The organism is Pseudomonas syringae group sp. 26L6 (assembly GCF_032587815.1).
Classification (GTDB): Bacteria; Pseudomonadota; Gammaproteobacteria; order Pseudomonadales; family Pseudomonadaceae; genus Aquipseudomonas; species Aquipseudomonas amygdali.
This window is the reverse complement of sequence record NZ_JAWHPJ010000057.1, coordinates 40588-59192: the sequence shown is the minus strand read 5'-3', so window position 1 is coordinate 59192 and position 18605 is coordinate 40588. Positions and strand designations below refer to the sequence as shown.

General features: G+C 60.0%; 13 protein-coding genes. 1 reads left to right on the top strand and 12 read right to left on the bottom strand.

The window, feature by feature from the left end; translation table 11 throughout:
• Positions 1-16: 16 nt before the first annotated feature.
• The 10 genes from RYA97_RS25150 to kdpF all read right to left on the bottom strand — a co-directional run bounded on the left by RYA97_RS25150 (position 17) and on the right by kdpF (position 12589).
• Positions 17-2026 carry a DUF3488 and transglutaminase-like domain-containing protein gene (locus RYA97_RS25150; RefSeq protein WP_316893302.1) on the bottom strand — a complete coding sequence of 670 codons (2010 nt, stop codon included), beginning with the start codon at positions 2024-2026 and terminating at the stop codon, positions 17-19.
• A complete protein-coding gene (locus RYA97_RS25145) occupies positions 2023-3006 on the bottom strand; it encodes a DUF58 domain-containing protein (protein ID WP_039847526.1) in 984 nt (327 codons plus the stop codon). The genes RYA97_RS25150 and RYA97_RS25145 overlap by 4 nt, the downstream gene beginning before the upstream one ends.
• A complete protein-coding gene (locus RYA97_RS25140; RefSeq protein WP_002553000.1) occupies positions 2976-3893 on the bottom strand; it encodes an AAA family ATPase in 918 nt (305 codons plus the stop codon). The genes RYA97_RS25145 and RYA97_RS25140 overlap by 31 nt, the downstream gene beginning before the upstream one ends.
• Positions 3894-4286: 393 nt before the next feature.
• Entirely contained in the window at positions 4287-4565 is a 279-nt protein-coding gene (locus tag RYA97_RS25135) for a hypothetical protein (protein WP_002552999.1), read from the bottom strand.
• A 96-nt stretch (positions 4566-4661) separates the two neighbouring features.
• Entirely contained in the window at positions 4662-5354 is a 693-nt protein-coding gene (locus tag RYA97_RS25130) for a response regulator (RefSeq protein WP_004664726.1), read from the bottom strand.
• Positions 5351-8014, bottom strand: coding sequence for a sensor histidine kinase (locus tag RYA97_RS25125; RefSeq protein ID WP_046832708.1), 2664 nt, complete (start codon positions 8012-8014; stop codon positions 5351-5353). Before RYA97_RS25125 ends, RYA97_RS25130 begins: the two co-directional genes overlap by 4 nt.
• 66 nt (positions 8015-8080) lie before the next feature.
• A complete protein-coding gene (gene kdpC / locus RYA97_RS25120; RefSeq protein ID WP_004664723.1) occupies positions 8081-8653 on the bottom strand; it encodes a potassium-transporting ATPase subunit KdpC in 573 nt (190 codons plus the stop codon).
• Positions 8654-8707: 54 nt separating this feature from the next.
• Positions 8708-10786, bottom strand: a complete 2079-nt coding sequence (kdpB, locus tag RYA97_RS25115; protein WP_005779898.1) for a potassium-transporting ATPase subunit KdpB — start codon at positions 10784-10786, stop codon at positions 8708-8710.
• A gap of 10 nt (positions 10787-10796) precedes the next feature.
• On the bottom strand, positions 10797-12491 hold the full coding sequence (gene kdpA, locus RYA97_RS25110; RefSeq protein WP_316886793.1) for a potassium-transporting ATPase subunit KdpA: 1695 nt from the start codon (positions 12489-12491) through the stop codon (positions 10797-10799).
• Between the two features lie 2 nt (positions 12492-12493).
• Positions 12494-12589 carry a K(+)-transporting ATPase subunit F gene (gene kdpF / locus RYA97_RS25105; RefSeq protein ID WP_003406089.1) on the bottom strand — a complete coding sequence of 32 codons (96 nt, stop codon included), beginning with the start codon at positions 12587-12589 and terminating at the stop codon, positions 12494-12496.
• A 242-nt stretch (positions 12590-12831) separates the two neighbouring features.
• Here kdpF and RYA97_RS25100 point away from each other — a divergent pair, with 242 nt between their 5' ends.
• Positions 12832-13095, top strand: a complete 264-nt coding sequence (locus tag RYA97_RS25100; protein WP_004659166.1) for a helix-turn-helix domain-containing protein — start codon at positions 12832-12834, stop codon at positions 13093-13095.
• An 85-nt stretch (positions 13096-13180) separates the two neighbouring features.
• On the opposite strand, the gene RYA97_RS25095 is transcribed toward RYA97_RS25100, so the two are convergent.
• Together RYA97_RS25095 and RYA97_RS25090 are read right to left on the bottom strand one after the other, a co-directional pair.
• The gene (locus RYA97_RS25095; protein ID WP_316893300.1) at positions 13181-17977 is read right to left on the bottom strand and encodes an RHS repeat-associated core domain-containing protein; all 4797 of its coding nucleotides are present in this window, start codon (positions 17975-17977) and stop codon (positions 13181-13183) included.
• Positions 17978-18068: 91 nt separating this feature from the next.
• Entirely contained in the window at positions 18069-18554 is a 486-nt protein-coding gene (locus RYA97_RS25090) for a hypothetical protein (protein WP_005753400.1), read from the bottom strand.
• Positions 18555-18605 lie beyond the last annotated feature (51 nt).

Sequence of the window (18605 nt, the reverse complement as noted above, 5' to 3'; positions counted from 1 at the left end):
CCTTCGACACACTCATTCATGAATGCCTGTCCCTGACGGCTGACAACCTCCATGGCAGACGACGACGCAACGTGCTCAATGCATGCCTCAAGCGGCTGGCCGAAGCAAGCCGCCCGGCATAGCGCTGCGCCTGAAATTCGCGGATGAAAGCTTCGATGGCCTCGGCATGCTGCGGAAAATACAGCACCGCTCTGCGGCAGAATGCGTCAGCGCCTTCACCCGGCATACGACGCAGACCATGACGGGCGAGCAAGCGTTCAAATGCGTTGAACACCCGCAGTTGCGAGTCGCTTTCGCGCTTCCACGGTTTGAACAGCCATAACGCCACCAGCCCCAGTGAAAACAGGGTCCCCAGGACGAAAACCGGTGCCTGAAACCCTGAAAACCAACGGCCGAGAATTTGTAACTGCTGTTGTCCCTGATAGCCCAGCACCCAGCGCTGCCAGCCATAGTTGAGGTTATCCCAGCTCAGGCGTATGGCGTTGACCCAAGGCACATTGCGATAGCGTAACGCTGAGTAGGGCGAGTCCTGCAGAAAGGCTTCGTCTGCTGCCAGCGCTTGCTCCAAGCCCTGTTCGATACGCTGCGGTGCAACTGCTGCGGTGGGGTCGACACTGCGCCAGCCGATACCCGGCTGCCAGTATTCGACCCAAGCATGCGCGTCGAACTGGCGCACGGTCAGGTAGTGCCCGTCGGGGTTCAGTTCGCCGCCTTGATACCCGGCCACGACACGCGCCGGAATACCCGCAGCGCGCAGCACAAAAGTCATTGCGCCGGCGTAGTGGGCGCAAAAACCCTGACGACTCGCAAACAGAAACTCATCAATGCTGTCATTGCCCAACGGTGCGGGCTTGAGGGTGTAGTGAAACGGCTGGTCGCTGAAATAACCCAGCATCGCGGCGACCATCGCATCCGCCGTAGTGTAGCGACGGCGCAGTTCAGCCGCCCACTGCCGGGCCTGATCATTCCCCTTGGCGGGCAATTGCAGGTTTTGGCGCTGGACCTGTTCGCTGGATTGCGGGTCGCGAATACTCAGCGGCCAGGAATTGACGGCATATAACAGCGATTGCTCGACGGGACGCCGGCGTTGCAGGCGGAAGTCGCTCATCTGCCGAACGTCCGGCAACGTGGTCTCGGCCACGTCGAGGCTCGGCAACCAGGGCCGACCGCTGGCTTCCATGACAATGCTGTAAGCCAGTGGATCGCCGCGCTTTTCCCACTGCGGGATCTGCACGGTCTGGGCACGTGCCGACTGTGACCAGCGCCGCCCATCGAACTGCTCAAGGGTCAGACCGCGCCAGTACAACTGATTACGCGCCGGTATCGGCCCTTCAAAACTGGCCCGAAATACCAGTGCCGGCGACTTGCTCAGCTCGGCCATGTCGCCCGGTGCCATGTTGTCGGACAGCCCAGTGACGCCCTTGTTGCTCGGTTGCGGCAACGACCAAAGCGGGTCCAGACGTGGAAAAAACAGAAACAGCACAAGCATCAACGGCACAGCCTGCGCCATCAGCTTGAACGCCAGCTTGAGCGTATCGGTTGATCTGCCAGCCAGATCCGCGTGCTGCAGACCAATCAACGCGGCCAGCAGCGCGCCGATCGGCAGCAGGCTGAAAAGCGCCCATAGCAGGTTGTCTTCAAACAGATAGCCGACCGCCACGCAAAAGAAACCGAGGAAGATCAGCACCCGAGCGTCGCGATGGTTGTTCATTTCCAGCATTTTCAGAACGAATGCCGCAACCAGTAAAGCCGCACCGGCGTCCAGCCCGACAAGGCTGCCACGCGCCAGATATACGCCACCGGCAGTGCCCACCAGCAACCCTGACTTAATCCATGTGCCGGGCAGCCGCGCGCGCATCCGGAACACCTGAACCCGCCAGCATGTGCAGCCCAGCCACAGAAGCGTGATCGATACCGGCACGTGCAGCGCGAACGGCAACACGACCAATGCCTGCGCCAATAGCAGCCAGGTAAGGCTGACACGCGGAATGGGTGCGGCTGCGAGCGCCTTATTCTTGTCACTCATGATCGATGACCATAAAGCGCCAAAGCGCGCAGGCAGGCTTCACGGTGCGCATCACCGCTGTCGACCGTGGACAGAAAACCTGGCAGGCGCAAGGCAAACGGCTGACGACGCTGGGACAGCTCCAGTACCCAATAACACAGGCGCGACAAACGCTCCTCGATATCGCCGCCCAGCGCCATGAAGTCCAGGCACAGATCGTGGCCGCTCAAATCAGTGAAATCCTTGACCAGCAACCCCTGACCACGGGAGTAGGCTTTCCAGTGCAGACGACTGAGGTTATCGCCCGGCTGGTAGCTGCGCAGCCCCTGATAATCATCGACACCGGCACCCTGAGTGGCCTGACCGTCGTCCTCGGCGTGGGGCTGCACGCCTTTTAGCAGCGGCATGGCACCCGACAGTGGCCGCGGATAGATCAAGGCGCTCTGCTCCAGATCCAGCCAGCTCCAGGCGCGGAAAATGCCCAGCGGAAACACACTCTCGACCCGCAGCCTTGGCGCATGCAGCCAGCCGCGCTTTTCGGCAGGCAGGGTCAGTTCCACATCGGTCAGCCCGCGAGGCAGTACATCGCCGGATTGCAGAGCTGTCGCAGTCCAACCCACGCCCAAGGCGTGGTGGGCCTGGCTGGCACTTTCCAGGCGCAGGCGCAATTGCACCGGTTCGCCGACAAACACTGAACGCGCCACACCCGCACTGAGAATCAGGCCGCTGACGTTGCGATACGTGTGCAAAATGGCCAGCACGCCAATCGACAACAACAGAAAGGTCAGCCCGTAGGCCAGGCTGTTTTGATAATTGATCGCCACCAGCAGCATGAGCACGATCACGACCGCAAAGGTCATGCCGGTGCGCGTCGGCATGATGAAGATGCGTCGATGGTCGAGCGTGATGCGTGACGCCGGAGGAATTCGTCTTGCCAGCCAGCGTTGCCAAAACGGTTTGAGCGGCTCGATCAAAGCACCGGCACCTCGCGCAATAACCACTGCACCAGCGCCCCGCCGCCATGCCCGGTCGGGTCGCTGCGCTCGCGCAGCCGATGGCCGACCACCGACGGCAATACCGCCTGCACATCCTCGGGAATGACGTAATCACGCCCCAGCAACATCGCCCAGGCCCGCGCTGCGGCCAGAATCGCCAGGCTCGCCCTGGGCGACAGTCCATAGGCGAATTGCGGCTGGCTGCGGGTTGCCTCGACCAGTCGCAGCACATAGTCGACCAGCGCATCGCTGGCCCGCAACTGCCGCGCATGCGCTTGCAACTGGCCAAGCATGGCGTGGTCCAGAATCGGCTGCAGGCGCGGTAAAAGTTCGCGGCGTGACTCGCCAAGCAGCAGCGCTTTCTCCGCCGCTCTCGCCGGATAGCCCATGGAGATGCGCATCAGGAACCTGTCCAACTGAGACTCGGGCAAGGCAAAGGTGCCACCGGAACTGAACGGGTTCTGAGTCGCAATCACGAAGAATGGATCGGGCAACAGACGTGTCGCGCCCTCGATGGAGACCTGCCCTTCTTCCATGGCTTCCAGCAACGCGCTCTGGCTCTTGGGCGTGGCGCGGTTGATTTCGTCGGCCAGCACCAGTTCGGCGAAGATCGGCCCGGGATGAAAGGTGAATTGCCCGCTGTCCCGATCAAATACCGAAGTCCCCAGGATGTCACCCGGTAGCAGGTCGGACGTGAACTGAATGCGCTGATAACTCAGGCCCAGAATTTTCGCCAGCGCATGGCTGAGCGTGGTCTTGCCCATCCCCGGCAAGTCTTCGATCAGCAAATGCCCGCCGCCGATCAGGCAGGTCATCGCCAGCCGTACCTGCACTTCCTTGCCCAGTACCACTTCATTGATGGCGCTCAGGCATGCATCGAGTTTTCTACCCATCGAAAGCCCCTTCCGGCAACTGCTTAATGACTGTGGGACTGCAAGCGATGCTAGTGTCCGAACACTTTAAGATGAGCGTAGGCCGTTTCGCTAGAGTCGGTAGGGATTTGATGTGATGCGAGCATACGGAGCGAGAGGTATCTGGACAAACACTGTGCGGAACGGGCGACGGTTCGCTAGTCCGCGAAGGCGATGTTGAGAGCGATATATCTCCTGCGAATTTAAGGCCCTTTTCGCGGACAAGTCCGCTCCCACGACTTGAACTATCGTAAGACGCTCCGCGTAAGCATGCCGTTTGCGGCTTTTGATTATCGTGCGACGCTCCGCGTCGGCATGCCGTTCTGGACGCTCTGCGTCCACGATGGCATGTACAACGCGGTGCAGGCTCAGCTATCAACGGCCAGCGCGGGACTCGCGGATGTAGAAGCGGGCTTTTTCGGCTTTTTCGGTGCAGCCTTCAAATGCTTCGAACTGTTGCTGGGTCTTGGCACCGGTCAGCAGCGACAGGGCCTTGGAGTAACTGACGGTGCCGGCGAAGCCTTCGGCCTTGGCCAGATCAAGCTCGTGCCAGGCAGCGTCTATCTGGGTGGCGCAGCTGTCTCGATACCCGGTCTTGCCAGCGCAACCTGCAAGAACCAAGACAAGCAATGGCAGACAGATAAAGGCTTTCATGGGGGTGTTACCTCAGGAGTGAATATGGAGTGTGCGGCTTTGACGGTTCGATGCAGTAAAAGTGCCTTGCCACGGGGGTATGGTCGCTTTTTTCATCTAGTGGTCGGCCAGCAGACGATACCCTATTCCAGGCTCGGTGAGGATGAACCTCGGGGCGGTCGGATCGTCTGCCAGTTTCTGACGCAAATGCCCGACCACAATGCGCAGGTAGTGGCTGTCATCGGTGTGGGTAGGCCCCCAGATATCCTTGAGCAACTGCTGCTGGGTAATGACCCGCCCAGGGTGGCGTGCCAACTGCGCCAGCACCGCGTATTCCTTGCGGGTCAGCGCCACTTCCTGACCATCGAGCAGCACCCGGCGATAGGCCAGGTCGACGGTCAGCGGACCGAATTGAAGGGCCGACTCCGGCTTGTCGCTACCGGAAACCTGCCTGAGCAGCGCTCTGATTCTGGCCAGAAACTCCTGAATGCCGAACGGTTTGGTCACGTAGTCGTTGGCCCCGGCGTCCAGCGCCTGGACTTTCTGTGCTTCGCTGGCGCGTACCGAAAGCACCAGTACCGGCACCGCTGACCACTCGCGAAACTCGCTGAGCACTTGCTGACCGTCCATGTCCGGCAAGCCAAGATCAAGCACCAGCAAATCCGGCTTGTTCAATGCCGCCTGGGTCAGGCCATCCCCGCCGGTGGCCGCTTCGAGCACCTTGTAGCCCTGAGACACCAGACTGATGCGCAAAAATTTGCGAATCTGCGGCTCGTCATCGATGACCAGAATGGTCGCCGCCTGGCTCAAGCTGACTCCTCCATTTCCACATCGGGCTGCGCCTGCAACGGCAGGAACAAGGTGATGCGCGTACCCTGCCCGTCAATGCCTTCCTCGACGCTGAGACGTCCACCATGCGCGCCAATCATGCCCTGACAGATCGCCAGCCCCAGGCCCGTGCCCTGCCCGCCCCGATCACCGCGGGCTGCGGTATAGAACATGTCGAAAATCTTCGCCCGTTCATCCTCCGGAATGCCCGGCCCTTCATCACTGACCGAGAAGAACAGCTCACTGTCGAGCACACCCGCCGCCACCTGCAAGCGCCCGTCGACAGGTGAAAAGCGTGCAGCATTTTCCAGCACATTGACCAGCGCCTGCTCGATCAGCGCCGCATGCACGTACAGCAATGGCAGCTCGCCGGTCACCTGGGTGCTGACCTGCAAGGGTGCCAGCACGGCGCGCAGCCGGTTGAGCGCACTGCCGACGATATCGGCAGGCGACACCCAGTCTCGTGCAAGTTTCAGCGCGCCATGCCCCAGGCGCGTCATGTCCAGCAGGTTCTGGATATACCGATCCAGACGTTCGGCTTCGTCGCGTGTACCTTCCAGCAGCTCGCGGCGATCCTCCAGCGGGATGGCTTCGCCCAGCGCCAGCAGGCTGTCGATGCTGCCGCGCATGGACGTCAGTGGCGTGCGCAAGTCGTGGGACACAGAGGCCAGCAAGGCGCTGCGCAATTGCTCGGTTTCACCATGCAGACGCGCGGCTTCAAGCTCTTGCGCCAGTTGTGCGCGAGCCAGCGCCTGCGCCAGCGGCTGAGTCAGCGCCGCCAGCAGACGCCGGTGTTGCGCGGTGAACGACTGGCCTTCACGCGCACTGACACCCAGCAGGGCCAGTGGCCCTTCTTCCGCGGTAATCGGCCACCACCACCAGCGCCCGGACGGTAGCGTGCCGGTGCCGCTGCCAGCCGGTTGATCGTGCTGCCAGGCCCAGTCGGCGGCGGCACGTTCGGCTTCCGAGAAGGTCAGCGGCCCACCAGTCTCAACAACCAAACCGCCCTGACCGTCACGATCAACCAGGCACAGATACAATTCCTTCCAGCCGGAAAAATGCTGTTCGGCGGCATTGAGCACCGCTTTGCGATCCGTGGCAGCGGTCATCTTGCGCGACAGGTCGAGCAGTTCGCTGGTCTGTTCCTGAGTATCACGCAACGCCTGCAACTGCCTGCGCTGGCGCGCCGCGAGCTTGCCGGTCAGCGCCGACATCAGCAGGAAGAACAGCAGCGTCAGCACGTCTTCTTCGCGCTGGATGTTCAGGGAAAAACTCGGTGGAATGAACAGAAAGTCATAGGCCAGAAATGACAGCCCGGCACACGCCAGCGCCGGTCCCATGCTGCTGCGCACCGCAACCAGTAACACCGCCGCGAGAAAGATCAGGGAAATGTTGGGCAGCGCCAGCACGCCCGACACACCCCAGGCGACCAGACTGGCAAGCAGCGTGGCCACAAAGGCCAGGCCGTAATCGAACCACACCACTTCGCGCGCCGGGCGTGCGCGGGGCGGTTGATCGGGTAGCTCTTCACTGTCGTCGAGCACCGAGATTTCCAACCCGTGCCCTTCACGCAGCAAACGTGCGGCAACGCCGCCGCCAAACACCCGGCGACGCCAGTGCCGACGCGACTGGCCGACCAGCACCACGCTGGCACGCCGTTCGATGGCATGCTGCACCAGTGTTCTGGCAACCTCTCCGGCACGTAATGAAACCGCCTCGCCACCCAGCCGCTCGGCCAGTTGCTGAGCGCTTTGCAGGCGCGCGCGGGACTGCTCGTCGAGGGTTTGCCCGTCGTCCACATGCACGGCGCTCCACGGCAGGTGGCGACGCTGAGCAACCCGACTGGCGTGACGCACCAGGCGCTCGGCATGGGTATCACCGTCGATGCCCACCAGCATCCGCCCACGAACTGCCGGAGCCGACTGGCCCAATTGCCGGTAGCCCTGCGCCAGATCGTTATCGACCTGCGCCGCAGCGGTCTGCATGGCCATTTCGCGCAGCGCAGTGAGATTGGTTTGCGTGAAGAAAGCGTCGATGGCCGCGCGCGCCTGCTCAGGCACGTACACCTTGCCGTCGCGCAGGCGCTCCAGCAGTTCGCGCGGCGGCAGGTCGATCAGCACCAGGTCGAAAGCTTCCTGCAACACCCAGTCCGGCAGCGTTTCACGCACCTGCACCCCGGTGATACCGCGCACCTGATCATTAAGGCTTTCCAGGTGCTGGACGTTGACCGTGGTGTAGACGTCGATGCCGGCAGCGAGCAGTTCCTGAATGTCCTGCCAACGCTTGGTATGCCGACTGCCGGGCGCATTGGTGTGCGCCAGCTCGTCAACCAGCACCAAAGCCGGTGCCGCCTTGAGCAAGGCATCAAGGTCCATTTCTTCGAGGGTCATGCCGCGGTATTCGGTGCGCAGCAAGGGCTGTTGCGGCACGCCATTGAGCAGCGCTTCGGTTTCCGCACGGCCGTGGGTTTCCACCACGCCCGCCACGACCCTGACGCCCTGACGCAACTGCGCATGGGCCGCCTGAAGCATGGCGTAGGTTTTGCCCACGCCCGGCGCGGCGCCGAGAAAAACCTTCAGCCGCCCGCGCCCTTCGCGGGGCAGCTGGGCCAGCAGTGCATCAGCTCGACCGGAATCACTCACCTTGGTTACCACCCCTCTCTAATCATCTACAGCTTAGTGAATCTGCTGCGAACACGGCGCACTTTGTTACAACTGCGCGTTGCGCGGTGCAGACGGTAACTGATTCAGGCTCATATTCAAGGCCAATACGTTGACCACGGGCGGGCCTATCAGCGGACGTTGCGTGTTGGCGTCGATCAGCGCCTGTACTTTCTCCAGCGGCAACTGGCGCGCCGCGGCAACGCGACCGGCCTGCCAGGCAATGGCTTCAGGCGAGAGATGCGGGTCCAGACCGCTGCCGGACGTGGTCAGCAAGGCCAGTGGCACCGGTTCCTGCGAGGCATTGGCCAGTTTCGCAACGTCCTCTTTCACGCGTGTCACCAGTGCCGGGTTGCTCGGCGCGAAGTTGCTCGCGCCACTGGCTACCGTCGCAAACGCGCCTGCCGAAGGACGCGACTGAAACCACTCATCACCCGTAAACGACTGGGCGATGAGTGCCGAGCCGCGCACTTTGCCCGCCGCGTCGTACACCAGGCTGCCATTGGCCTGCGCCGGAAACGCCACTTGCGCAACCCCGGTGACTACCAGTGGATAGGCCACGCCGGTGATCAGGCTCATCAACACGATCAGGCTCAAGGCCGGACGCAATACATTGGACATCTGCACATCCTCAATCAGGTGAGGCTGCACGCCGACCGGCGTGCAGCACAGGCTTCAAACAAGGCCGAGTGCGACCAGCAGCATGTCGATCAACTTGATGCCGAGAAACGGCACAACGATGCCGCCCAGGCCATAGATCAGCAGGTTGCGACGCAACAGATGCGCCGCGCTGGCGGCCTGAACCCGCACGCCACGCAGGGCCAGCGGGATGAGCACAACGATGATCAGCGCGTTGAAGACGATGGCCGAGACAATCGCACTTTGCGGGCTGGCCAGTTGCATGACGTTGAGCACGCCCAGTTGCGGATAAATCGAGGCAAACAGCGCAGGCAGCACGGCGAAGTACTTGGCCACGTCATTGGCAATCGAAAATGTCGTCAGCGCACCGCGTGTGACCAGCAATTCCTTGCCGATCTGCACCACGTCCAGCAGCTTGGTAGGGTCGCTGTCGAGGTCAACCATGTTGGCCGCTTCACGCGCGGCCTGGGTGCCATCGTTCATCGCCATACCGACGTCCGCCTGCGCCAGTGCGGGCGCATCGTTGGCACCGTCGCCGCACATCGCCACCAGTCGGCCTTCGCCCTGCTCCTGACGAATCCGCTCCAGCTTTTTCTCTGGCGTGGCTTCGGCCAGCACATCATCGACACCCGCTTCAGCGGCAATGGCTGCAGCAGTCAGTGGGTTGTCGCCAGTCACCATCACCGTGCGAATCCCCAGCTTGCGCAACTCCTCGAAGCGCTCGCGAATACCCGGCTTGACCACGTCCTTGAGATGAATCGCACCCAACAAGCGACCGTTGGCGCAGACCAGCAGCGGCGTGCCGCCGGTCTTGGCAATCTTGTCGACTTCCCGCGCCAGGGCAGGCGGCAGGTCGCTACGCTGCATGTTGATAAAGGCCAGCAGCGAATCCACCGCGCCCTTGCGGTACACATGGCCCTGATAATCCACACCGGACAGACGTGTATCGGCGCTAAACGGTACAGCGGTTACCGAACTCAGGGTGGGCTCGTTCATCGGGTGCAGGTTGCGCAGGAACTCGACGATGGATTTGCCTTCCGCCGTATCGTCGGCCAGCGAGGCCAGCAAGGCGCCCTCGCCCAGTTCCTTCGGGGTCACGCCGGGTGCTGCGTAAACGGCAGCGCAGCGGCGATTGCCGAAGGTGATGGTGCCGGTCTTGTCCAGCAACAGCACATGCACATCGCCCGCAGCTTCCACGGCGCGACCGGACTTGGCGATCACGTTGAGGCGCACCAGCCGGTCCATGCCGGCAATACCGATGGCCGACAGCAGGCCGCCAATGGTGGTCGGGATCAGGGTGACCAGGAGTGCTACCAGAAACACCAGCGGCAGGCTGCCCCCGGCAAAGTGGGCGAACGGCTGCAAGGTGATGACCACCAGCAGAAAGATCAGGGTCAGGCCGATCAGCAGAATATCCAGCGCGACTTCGTTAGGGGTCTTCTGCCGCTTGGCACCTTCCACCAGCGCAATCATGCGGTCCAGCGTCGATTCGCCGGGGTTGGTGCTGATGCGTATCAGCAGCCAGTCGGACACCAGTCGGGTGTTGCCGGTGACGGCCGAGCGGTCGCCGCCGGATTCACGAATCACCGGGGCTGACTCGCCGGTAATCGCAGCCTCGTTGACCGCCGCGATGCCTTCGATGACTTCGCCGTCGCCAGGGATCATTTCCCCGGCGTCGACACGCACCACATCGCCCTTGCGCAACTCGCTGGCGTTGATGGTGCGCAGGCTGCCATTCTCATCGCGAATGCGCGCCTTGAGCCCTTCGCTGCCGGCCTTGAGACTGTCGGCGCGGGCCTTGCCACGACCTTCGGCCAGCGCTTCGGCGAAGTTGGCGAACAGCACGGTGAACCACAACCACAGGGCGATCTGCACGCAGACCGAAGTTGGCACCTGCGGGTTGGGGATGACGCACAGCACGGTGGTCAGAATGGCAGTCAGTTCCACCACCAGCATCACTGGCGAACGCTTGAGCTGGCGCGGGTCGAGCTTGACGAACGCCTGCACTAGCGCCGGACGCCACAGGGCAGCGATGCCGGTCTTGGCTGACTCGCTGGCGGCCTGAGGCTCGGCAGTTTTTACAGCATCACGTCTTGAAAAATCAGTAGTGCTCATGATCGGTTCCTCAGAAACCCAGGCTCAGGTGTTCGGCAATCGGCCCCAGTGCCAGGGTCGGCAGGAAGGTCAAACCACCCACCAGCAAAATGGTGACGGTCAGCAGAGTGACAAACAGCAGGCCGTGGGTCGGGAAGCTGTTCAGACCCTGTGGTGCGGTTTTCTTCATGGCCAGGCTGCCAGCCAGTGCCAGCACCGGCAGGATGTAACCAAAGCGGCCAATGAAGATCGCCAGGCTAAGCATCAGGTTGTGGAACACGGTGTTGGCACTGAAACCGCCGAACGCCGAGCCGTTGTTGGCCGTGGCCGAGGTGTAGGCGTACAGCAACTGGCTGAAACCGTGCGGGCCGGGGTTGCTGACCGCACCGGCCGGGCCAGGCAGGCTGGCAGCAATCGCGCCCAGCACCAGCACGCCGACCGGCATCACCAGCAAGGTGGCGACCAGCAGCCGCACTTCCTGCGCTTGCAGCTTCTTGCCGAGGTATTCCGGCGTGCGGCCAATCATCAGGCCGGAGAGAAATACCGCAATCAGTACGTTCAGCAGCATGCCGTTAAGGCCCACACCCACGCCGCCGAAAATCACTTCACCGACCATCATGTTGACCAGCGCAACCATGCCGGTCAGAGGGTTGAGGCTGTCGTGCATACCGTTGACCGAACCGTTGGAGGCCGCAGTGGTAGCGACTGACCACAGCACCGTGCCGGTGGTGCCGAAGCGGGTTTCCTTGCCTTCCAGCGGTGCGGTCTGCTCGACACCGGCGATGTTCAGGGCCGGGTTGGGCTGGTACTCGGCCCACAGCGACACCGCGCCGCCGATCAACAGCAGTGCCAGCATGCAGCCAAGAATCGCGCGGCTCTGGCGCATGTCCTTGACGTAGTGGCCAAAGGTGAACACCAGCGCTGCCGGGATCAGCAGGATCGACACCAGTTCGAACAGGTTGCTCCACGCCGTCGGGTTCTCGAACGGGTGCGCCGAGTTGACGCCGAAGAAGCCACCACCGTTGGTGCCCAGCTGCTTGATCGATATCTGGCTGGCCGCAGGGCCCATCGGCAGGCTTTGATCCGCGCCTTGCAGGGTCAGCGCATCAATGTAATGACCGAAATTCTGCGGCACGCCCTGCCAGACCAGAAACACGGCCAGCACGATACTGATCGGCAACAGCCCATAGAGCGTGGCGCGGGTCATGTCGGCCCAAAAGTTACCGAGGCTCTGCGACGAGCGACGGCTGATACCGCGACATAGCGCGACCAGCACGGCGAGACCGGTGGCAGCGCTGACGAAGTTCTGCACGGTCAGGCCGACCATCTGGCTCAGGTAGCTGAGCGACGCTTCGCCGCTGTAGGCCTGCCAGTTGGTGTTGGTGATAAAGCTCATCGCCGTGTTGAAGGCCAGCGACCACTCCATGCCCGGCAATTGCTGCGGGTTGAGCGGCAGCATGCCTTGCAGCATGAGGATGGCGAACAGCACGACAAAGCCCGCAAGGTTGAACGCCAGCAAGGCCCACATGTATTGCTGCCAGGATTGCTCGGTTTTCGGGTCGACGCCGGAAATTCGGTAGCAGGCCCGCTCGACCGGCCCCAGCACCGGGCTCAGCCAGGTGCGCTCGCCTTCCATGACCCGATAATAGAAACGCCCCAACCAAGGCGCGGGTGCCAGCAGCAGGACCAGAAAGGCCAGGATCAACAGATAATCGTAACTGTGCATGATCACTCCTGACTCTGATCGGCGCGCAACAGCGCCACCAGCAGATAGATGAACAGCCCGACTCCCATCAGCAGCGAGATACCATCCATAACGCTCATTGAAATTTCCCCCATCAGGCAACACCGATACGGCACAGGCCGCGTGGGGAGATTGTCCGCAGGCGGGGTGTAAAGGCGCGAGATCGACAGGCTGGCCGGGGCGTAAAGAAGCTGTAAAAAAGCGCTACAGCCTTGACGGCGCAAGGCCTTCGCGGACCTCCAGCGCTGTCATTTATGTCAGGTTCGCGTTGGGGATTGCGGGGGTATCGTGGTGCGGCGATCTTCAGGAAAAGGACTTCACCATGCTTCGCGACAACGGAAAACCACCCGGCACCACGCCGCCCTCCCACACCACACCCGCCACTGTCCAGTTGACCGTCAAGGAACGACAAGTCCTGGAATGGGTGGCGATCGGCAAATCCGCGTGGGAGATATCCCGTATTCAAGGGTGCACGGAAGCGACCGTGCACTTTCATACCAGCAATATCCGCCGCAAGTTCGGGGTGACGTCATTGAAGGCGGCGCTGGTGATGGCGATCAGGCAGGGGGTTATTTTGGTGGAGTGAAGTATTTAAAACCGGTGCACCCCACAGGAGGTAATCTCCTGCGTTGTGCACTTGGATTGCGGATCAGCACTTATATTTATTAGTCTTAGTCGAAGCTATATCTATCCTTAGGTTTTCCAGGCAGGTACCGGTCCAATCCTACTTTTCCAGGAGCCGGATTTGGACGCCTTATGTTCTCTACGGTGGGAATTTTTTTAAGCTCTTTTCTGGCAAATGATAAATCTTTTTTAATCACAGAACGCGCATGAGCAGTCATTCCGGTTTTACCCATATTCTTCTGCATGTATCCTAATGCTTCGACAGCGTTGACTTCTTTGTCAGTAAGAAATTTTGCTGTTTTAAGCTTGTAATCACTTATGGCAGAATCAATTCTACTGCGATAACTTTTGGTAGTCTCAAGCAATCTAGCTGCGTCTTTTTGCCTGATGGTTTTTAATGCTGTTACGCTTTTACTACCACGAGAGGTAAGTAGTTCGGGGATTTTTGCGACACCGGGGGATTTAGTCGTCAAAGTAGGACTCTTCTTTAAAGCTCGGAACAACAGTTTGAATGGAGTAAATATCCCAAAGTGCCCCGACGGATCCACCCTGTTCACCGGATCGCCCTCGACATACGCATACCCATTCACCCCACCCTCGCCAAACGGACTCCAGCTATCGGGACTGTTGAAGCGCATCAACACCGGGCTGTAGGCCCGATAACCATTCCCCAGCATTTGCCAGCCGCTATCCGCCTCGGCCAGTTCGCCATTGAACCCCAGTTTACCGAGTGGTGGAGCTTCACCGCTGGCATGGCCGTAGGCCGTATACCTCCTCCGGTTGATCCCGTCGCCACCCACCTCGCCCAGCACACTGTCGCTGCCATCGGTGGCAAGCAGCAGCGTGTGATCACTCTGCTGTTCGGCCAGCAGGTAGTCGTCGCCACGCATGAAGGTGCTCTGGACATGGCTGCCAAGTTGATTGGCCAGCCCTGCGTCGCTATAGAAACGCAGGTCTCTGTCGTCGCCACGGGTCTCCCCGGTCAGTTGGTCCTGGGGGTCATACTGGTAATGAATGCCGGCCGAGGGCGTGCCTACTTCGATCAGGCGGCCGAGGGGATCGTATTTAAGCGTGCGCCCGGCTTCGTCGGTTTTGAGGTTGCCGTCCAGGTCGTACTCAAGTTTGATTTCAGACGGGTAGTATTTATCATTACTGTTCGTCACCCGGCTCAACTGCACCGGGTCGTCACCTTCGTAAAAATACCTGGCATTGTTGCTCTCGACATTGCTGTTGTCGTCGCTGCCGTCATTGAAGCGGGTCGTGACGACCGTCAGGTTGTTCGCGCCATCGAAAGTGAAAGCCTGCGCGCGGAGGGTCCTGCCATAGGGGTCCACTGGCCGCTGAGTTCCCGTGCATTGGTATTGACCCAGGCGACCGGACGTATCGTAAAGGTAGGTTTCGTCACGGAGTGTTTCCGTGCCTTGGCGCAGGGTACGCTGGACCATGTTATCCACATCATCATAGACCTGAACCATCTGTTGCTCGACTCCGTCGAGGTCAAACGTACGCTTTACTTCCCGACCCAGATCATCATATTCAAGGCTGATCGCGACGGTTCTCTCGCGGCTGCCGTCGGTCTTGTCGGTGGTGGTGATTTTTGCGAGGCGACCAAAGACAGTGTCGTAGTCGAACGTTGAATAGACCTCACCCAGCGAGGTTTCGTAAAGACGACCGCAGCTGTCATAGCGATTGACCTGCTCCTGTCCCAGTACGTCGGTGTAAGACAGCAGCAGGCCCAATCGGCTGTAGCTGTAGAACATGTCGTAGGTCTTGCCTGCCGAGGTGCGCTTCTCGCTTTTCAGCGAGCCGGTACTGTAATACTCGCGATCCAGTATCTCGCCCTGCTCCGAGGAATGAAGCAGACGAGCATTCTGCTTATCGTAACTGTAATCGGCAGCCAAACCCGGCTCCGCAGTCCGGACAGACCCGGACTCTTTCAGCGGATCAACTTCGCAGGTGATTTCAGGTTCAGGCACAGCTTCGGACTGCACCCTGCGCCACGGCTCATCGCCCACCTGGGGCTTGTATTCGTAGTCGATTTTCCGCTTGCTGGGCAGGGTTATCGTTTTGGGCTGCAGCAGACCGGGGTCGTAAACAAACGTACGTTTACGCCCCCCGGTTACAGAGCTGACCAGACGATCCAGCCCATCGAACTCCTGCTCTCCCAACACAATGCTTTTGTCGTTGTGCTCGATGCCGATACTGACGGGCAAGTCTTCGCTGCTGTAGCCAGCATAGCTGCGACGCACGATGGCCCTGCTTGGCAATTTGGACTCGATCACCCGATCAAAGACGTCGTAAACAGAGGTGGTGTGCCGCTCGCCGCCCGCTTCCCCGACAATTTCCTCGACACGGCGGCCAAGGCCGTCGTAATGGTACTGGCTCAGACTGACCGAGTTTTCAGCCTGATCCTTTCGCTCGCTGCGGGTCGGCTGTTCGAACAGGTTCATCCAGGTCTCGGTGAACTCGCTTTTACCGCCACCGTTGCCTTCGATCCAGCTACGTTGAATCGGGCCCTGCGATTGCGCCGTACCAATAGGGTCGGTCTCTTCGAACGTCTTGACGCCATCCGGCCCGGTGACGCAGCGCTGCTTGCCCCAATCGTCGTATTCGAAGACGCTCTTGAGCGCCAGATCCTGCTGGCCCAGCCAGTCAAACTCGGTCTCACTGCCCATAAGCCCCCACGCATCGTAAACAGCCTCGTAGGTCTGTCGGGGCTTATCGGCGCGTGCAGGATTATCTGCGTCATCCCGTTCCTCACGGACGACTCGGTTGAGGCCATCGAAGTGGCTGCAGGTTTTTACCCCTTTGACGTCGATGAGCGTCTGCATGGCCTGATCAGTCGCGTTGGCACATAGCTGATACTCGTAACTTCTGGTCGCGTTGTAGGTTTCATCATTTGGCGCCACGGTTTCACTCAGCACACGTCGCAGGCTGTCGTAGACATAACTAATTTCCACGTTGTTGTCGTCGCGATTGAGCAAGGGTTCGCCATCGAGCAGAGAATCCTCCAGCGTAATGACCTTCTTCGCGCCATCGAAGCCGGTTACGGTCTGTACGGTTTGCAGCACTGTCGCGGCATAACGGCTGCTCTCAGGGACGCTTTCGGGAGTGTTCTCGGGAGCACTTTCAGTGGTGTTCTTGAGGAGGCGCACAGGAATGCTGTAGGCGTACGCTGTGCTGGTCACCTTCCCACCCATGAACACTTGCTGCAATTTGAGCCGACCGTGCAGGACTGCATTGTTCGGCTCATCGAAGTATTCGTAGGTCGTGCGTTGCTGTTCCTGCTCACCGTCAGTAGCCTGCATCAGTAACGTCTCGCTTTGCGGTGCAAACCATTTCTGTAGCTGGCCGCCACCCACTGCTGGCAACGCAAGGTAGCGATAGCGGGTGATCAGGACCGGTGCCTTGCCGTAGCCGGATATCGCCGGGGTGACCTTGCTGCTTTTCATCCAGCGGACGAAGCCTTCAGGGTCCTTCGGGCATCCGTCCTCGCCGTCGGCCAGATACCACTCACTGGCCTCGACCACACCGTTGGCCTGAGTCTGAGTGAGCAGATTACCGTGCTCGTCATACGTGCTGCTGACAGTCTCACTGCGCGGCACACTGCCGTCTGACGACAGCCGCCAGGTGGTCTGGACCTCTTTGGGCAGCTGACAGTAGGCAAGCTGAGTCGAAAAGGGTTCTCCCGGCTTGATGTAGTAACGAGTGTCCACCTGCATGACGCTAAGGTTCTTGCGCGTGGTTTCTCGAGTGAGCAGGTGAAACTGGTTGAAGGTTCGTTCGATGCTGCGCTCGGCATCAGCCTTGCCCGCGACCTCGACACGCAATGTTTCGGTCGACGAGTACTCGTATAGCTCCGCCCCGCGGTACAGATACAGATTGTCCAGACCATTGTCTTCCCAGGCGATATCCAGCCCTGCGCCCAGAAAATTGTGCTCGCGCCCGGAGCTGTCCTTGTAAGTGTAATAAACGTCCATTTGCGCCTGCCCCACGCCGGGCGTCGTGCGATGGCGCGTGACTCTGGGGAGAGGCGCGCGTTCCGCCCTCTTAGGAAACTGATGGCCGCTGTCGGTATAAAAGATATCTTCCCGGCCGCCAGCGGGTGTTTCCACCGCCGTCATGCATAAATGCTCACGGATCGTGTTGTATACAAAACGCCAGGAGGCAGCATTGTCGGTCGGCAATTCGATACGGTTGACACGGTGATCCGATCCACCCAGCACCATCACGAATGTCGCATCCGGTTCCTCGCCAGCGATCATCCGCAACGTTACCGACGTTTCGTCGCGGCTGATGCCGAGCAGGAGCTGATCCGAGTCATCCTTGATTTCGCTGAGCATTTGATGCCCGCCGAAAGAAGCGTAATCCAGCGTGATACTGTGACCTTCAGGGGCAAATACGCGCACCGGCAGCGCGACTCTGTTGGTGCCGCTGCCGCGCATTTCGAGCTGCTCCACCAGACCGGACTTGTGCATCACCCGGTAGTGATTATCGTCCTCCTTGTACAAGTGAAAGCTGTCGATTTTCTTTTCCGACATCAGCATCTGGCCGTTGCCGGTTTGATCGACCTTGAATGTCTCGCCGCTGCTCAGCGATACGATCTGCTTACCCGGATCGTACTGCGACAATTGCAGGTTCCAGCCAAGACCAAAGCCGCTGTCCTGACGGTTGAGAGGATTATAGTTGAGTGCCAGTGGCATGCCCGGGCCACGCAACCCGTTGGTTTTGACATCGGGCAGGGTGATCGCCACTGTGTATTGCCCGGTGCGGGGGTCAACGCCGCTCTGTACATAACTGAGGAAGTTGAACGCGTTGGAGTGTACTGAAGTCGATGCTGTCATGTTCCATGAACCTCGAACTTTATGTATTAAGATAACCGCCGCCCACGGGGCAACGGTTAAGCAGGTCTGACAAGTCCAGTTGTACTAACAGCTAATCCGATACATCGACACGCACGCAGGACAACTTGCCTTTTATATTTTCATCACCGTCATACGCCTTGATCACAACAACGCCGCGACTGACGATGGTGTCGACCGGTTTGCTTCTGAGCTGGTCGATGGATATCCAGGGTGTTGTAAGGGGGTCGATATAAGTCTCGAGCCCAAATACCCAGCCTCCCGAATCATTACAATCTCTGGATTCCAGGTATATCTTCATGGCCGAGCGCACATTATCCAGCTTGATAAAACTCATCTCATCGTTCGTGCACCCATGATCTTCTTTGTTGAGATAAACCGTGTCGTCCTTGGCGGTAAAGTTGCAGTTCTTGCCTCCGCCATCAGCGTTTGCTGCGAGCATGATCAGTCGAACCGCCTGTGCCGGGGGCTTTGGCACCGGGCTGTGGGACGGGACGAGCGTACAGCCTGTCAAACCCGCAAGCACTACACAGGCAAAGGTTTTACTTAGCGCATTCATAATAATAATGACTCCCTGTCGGTGTGTGGCATCAATGCCTTATTCGGGCTT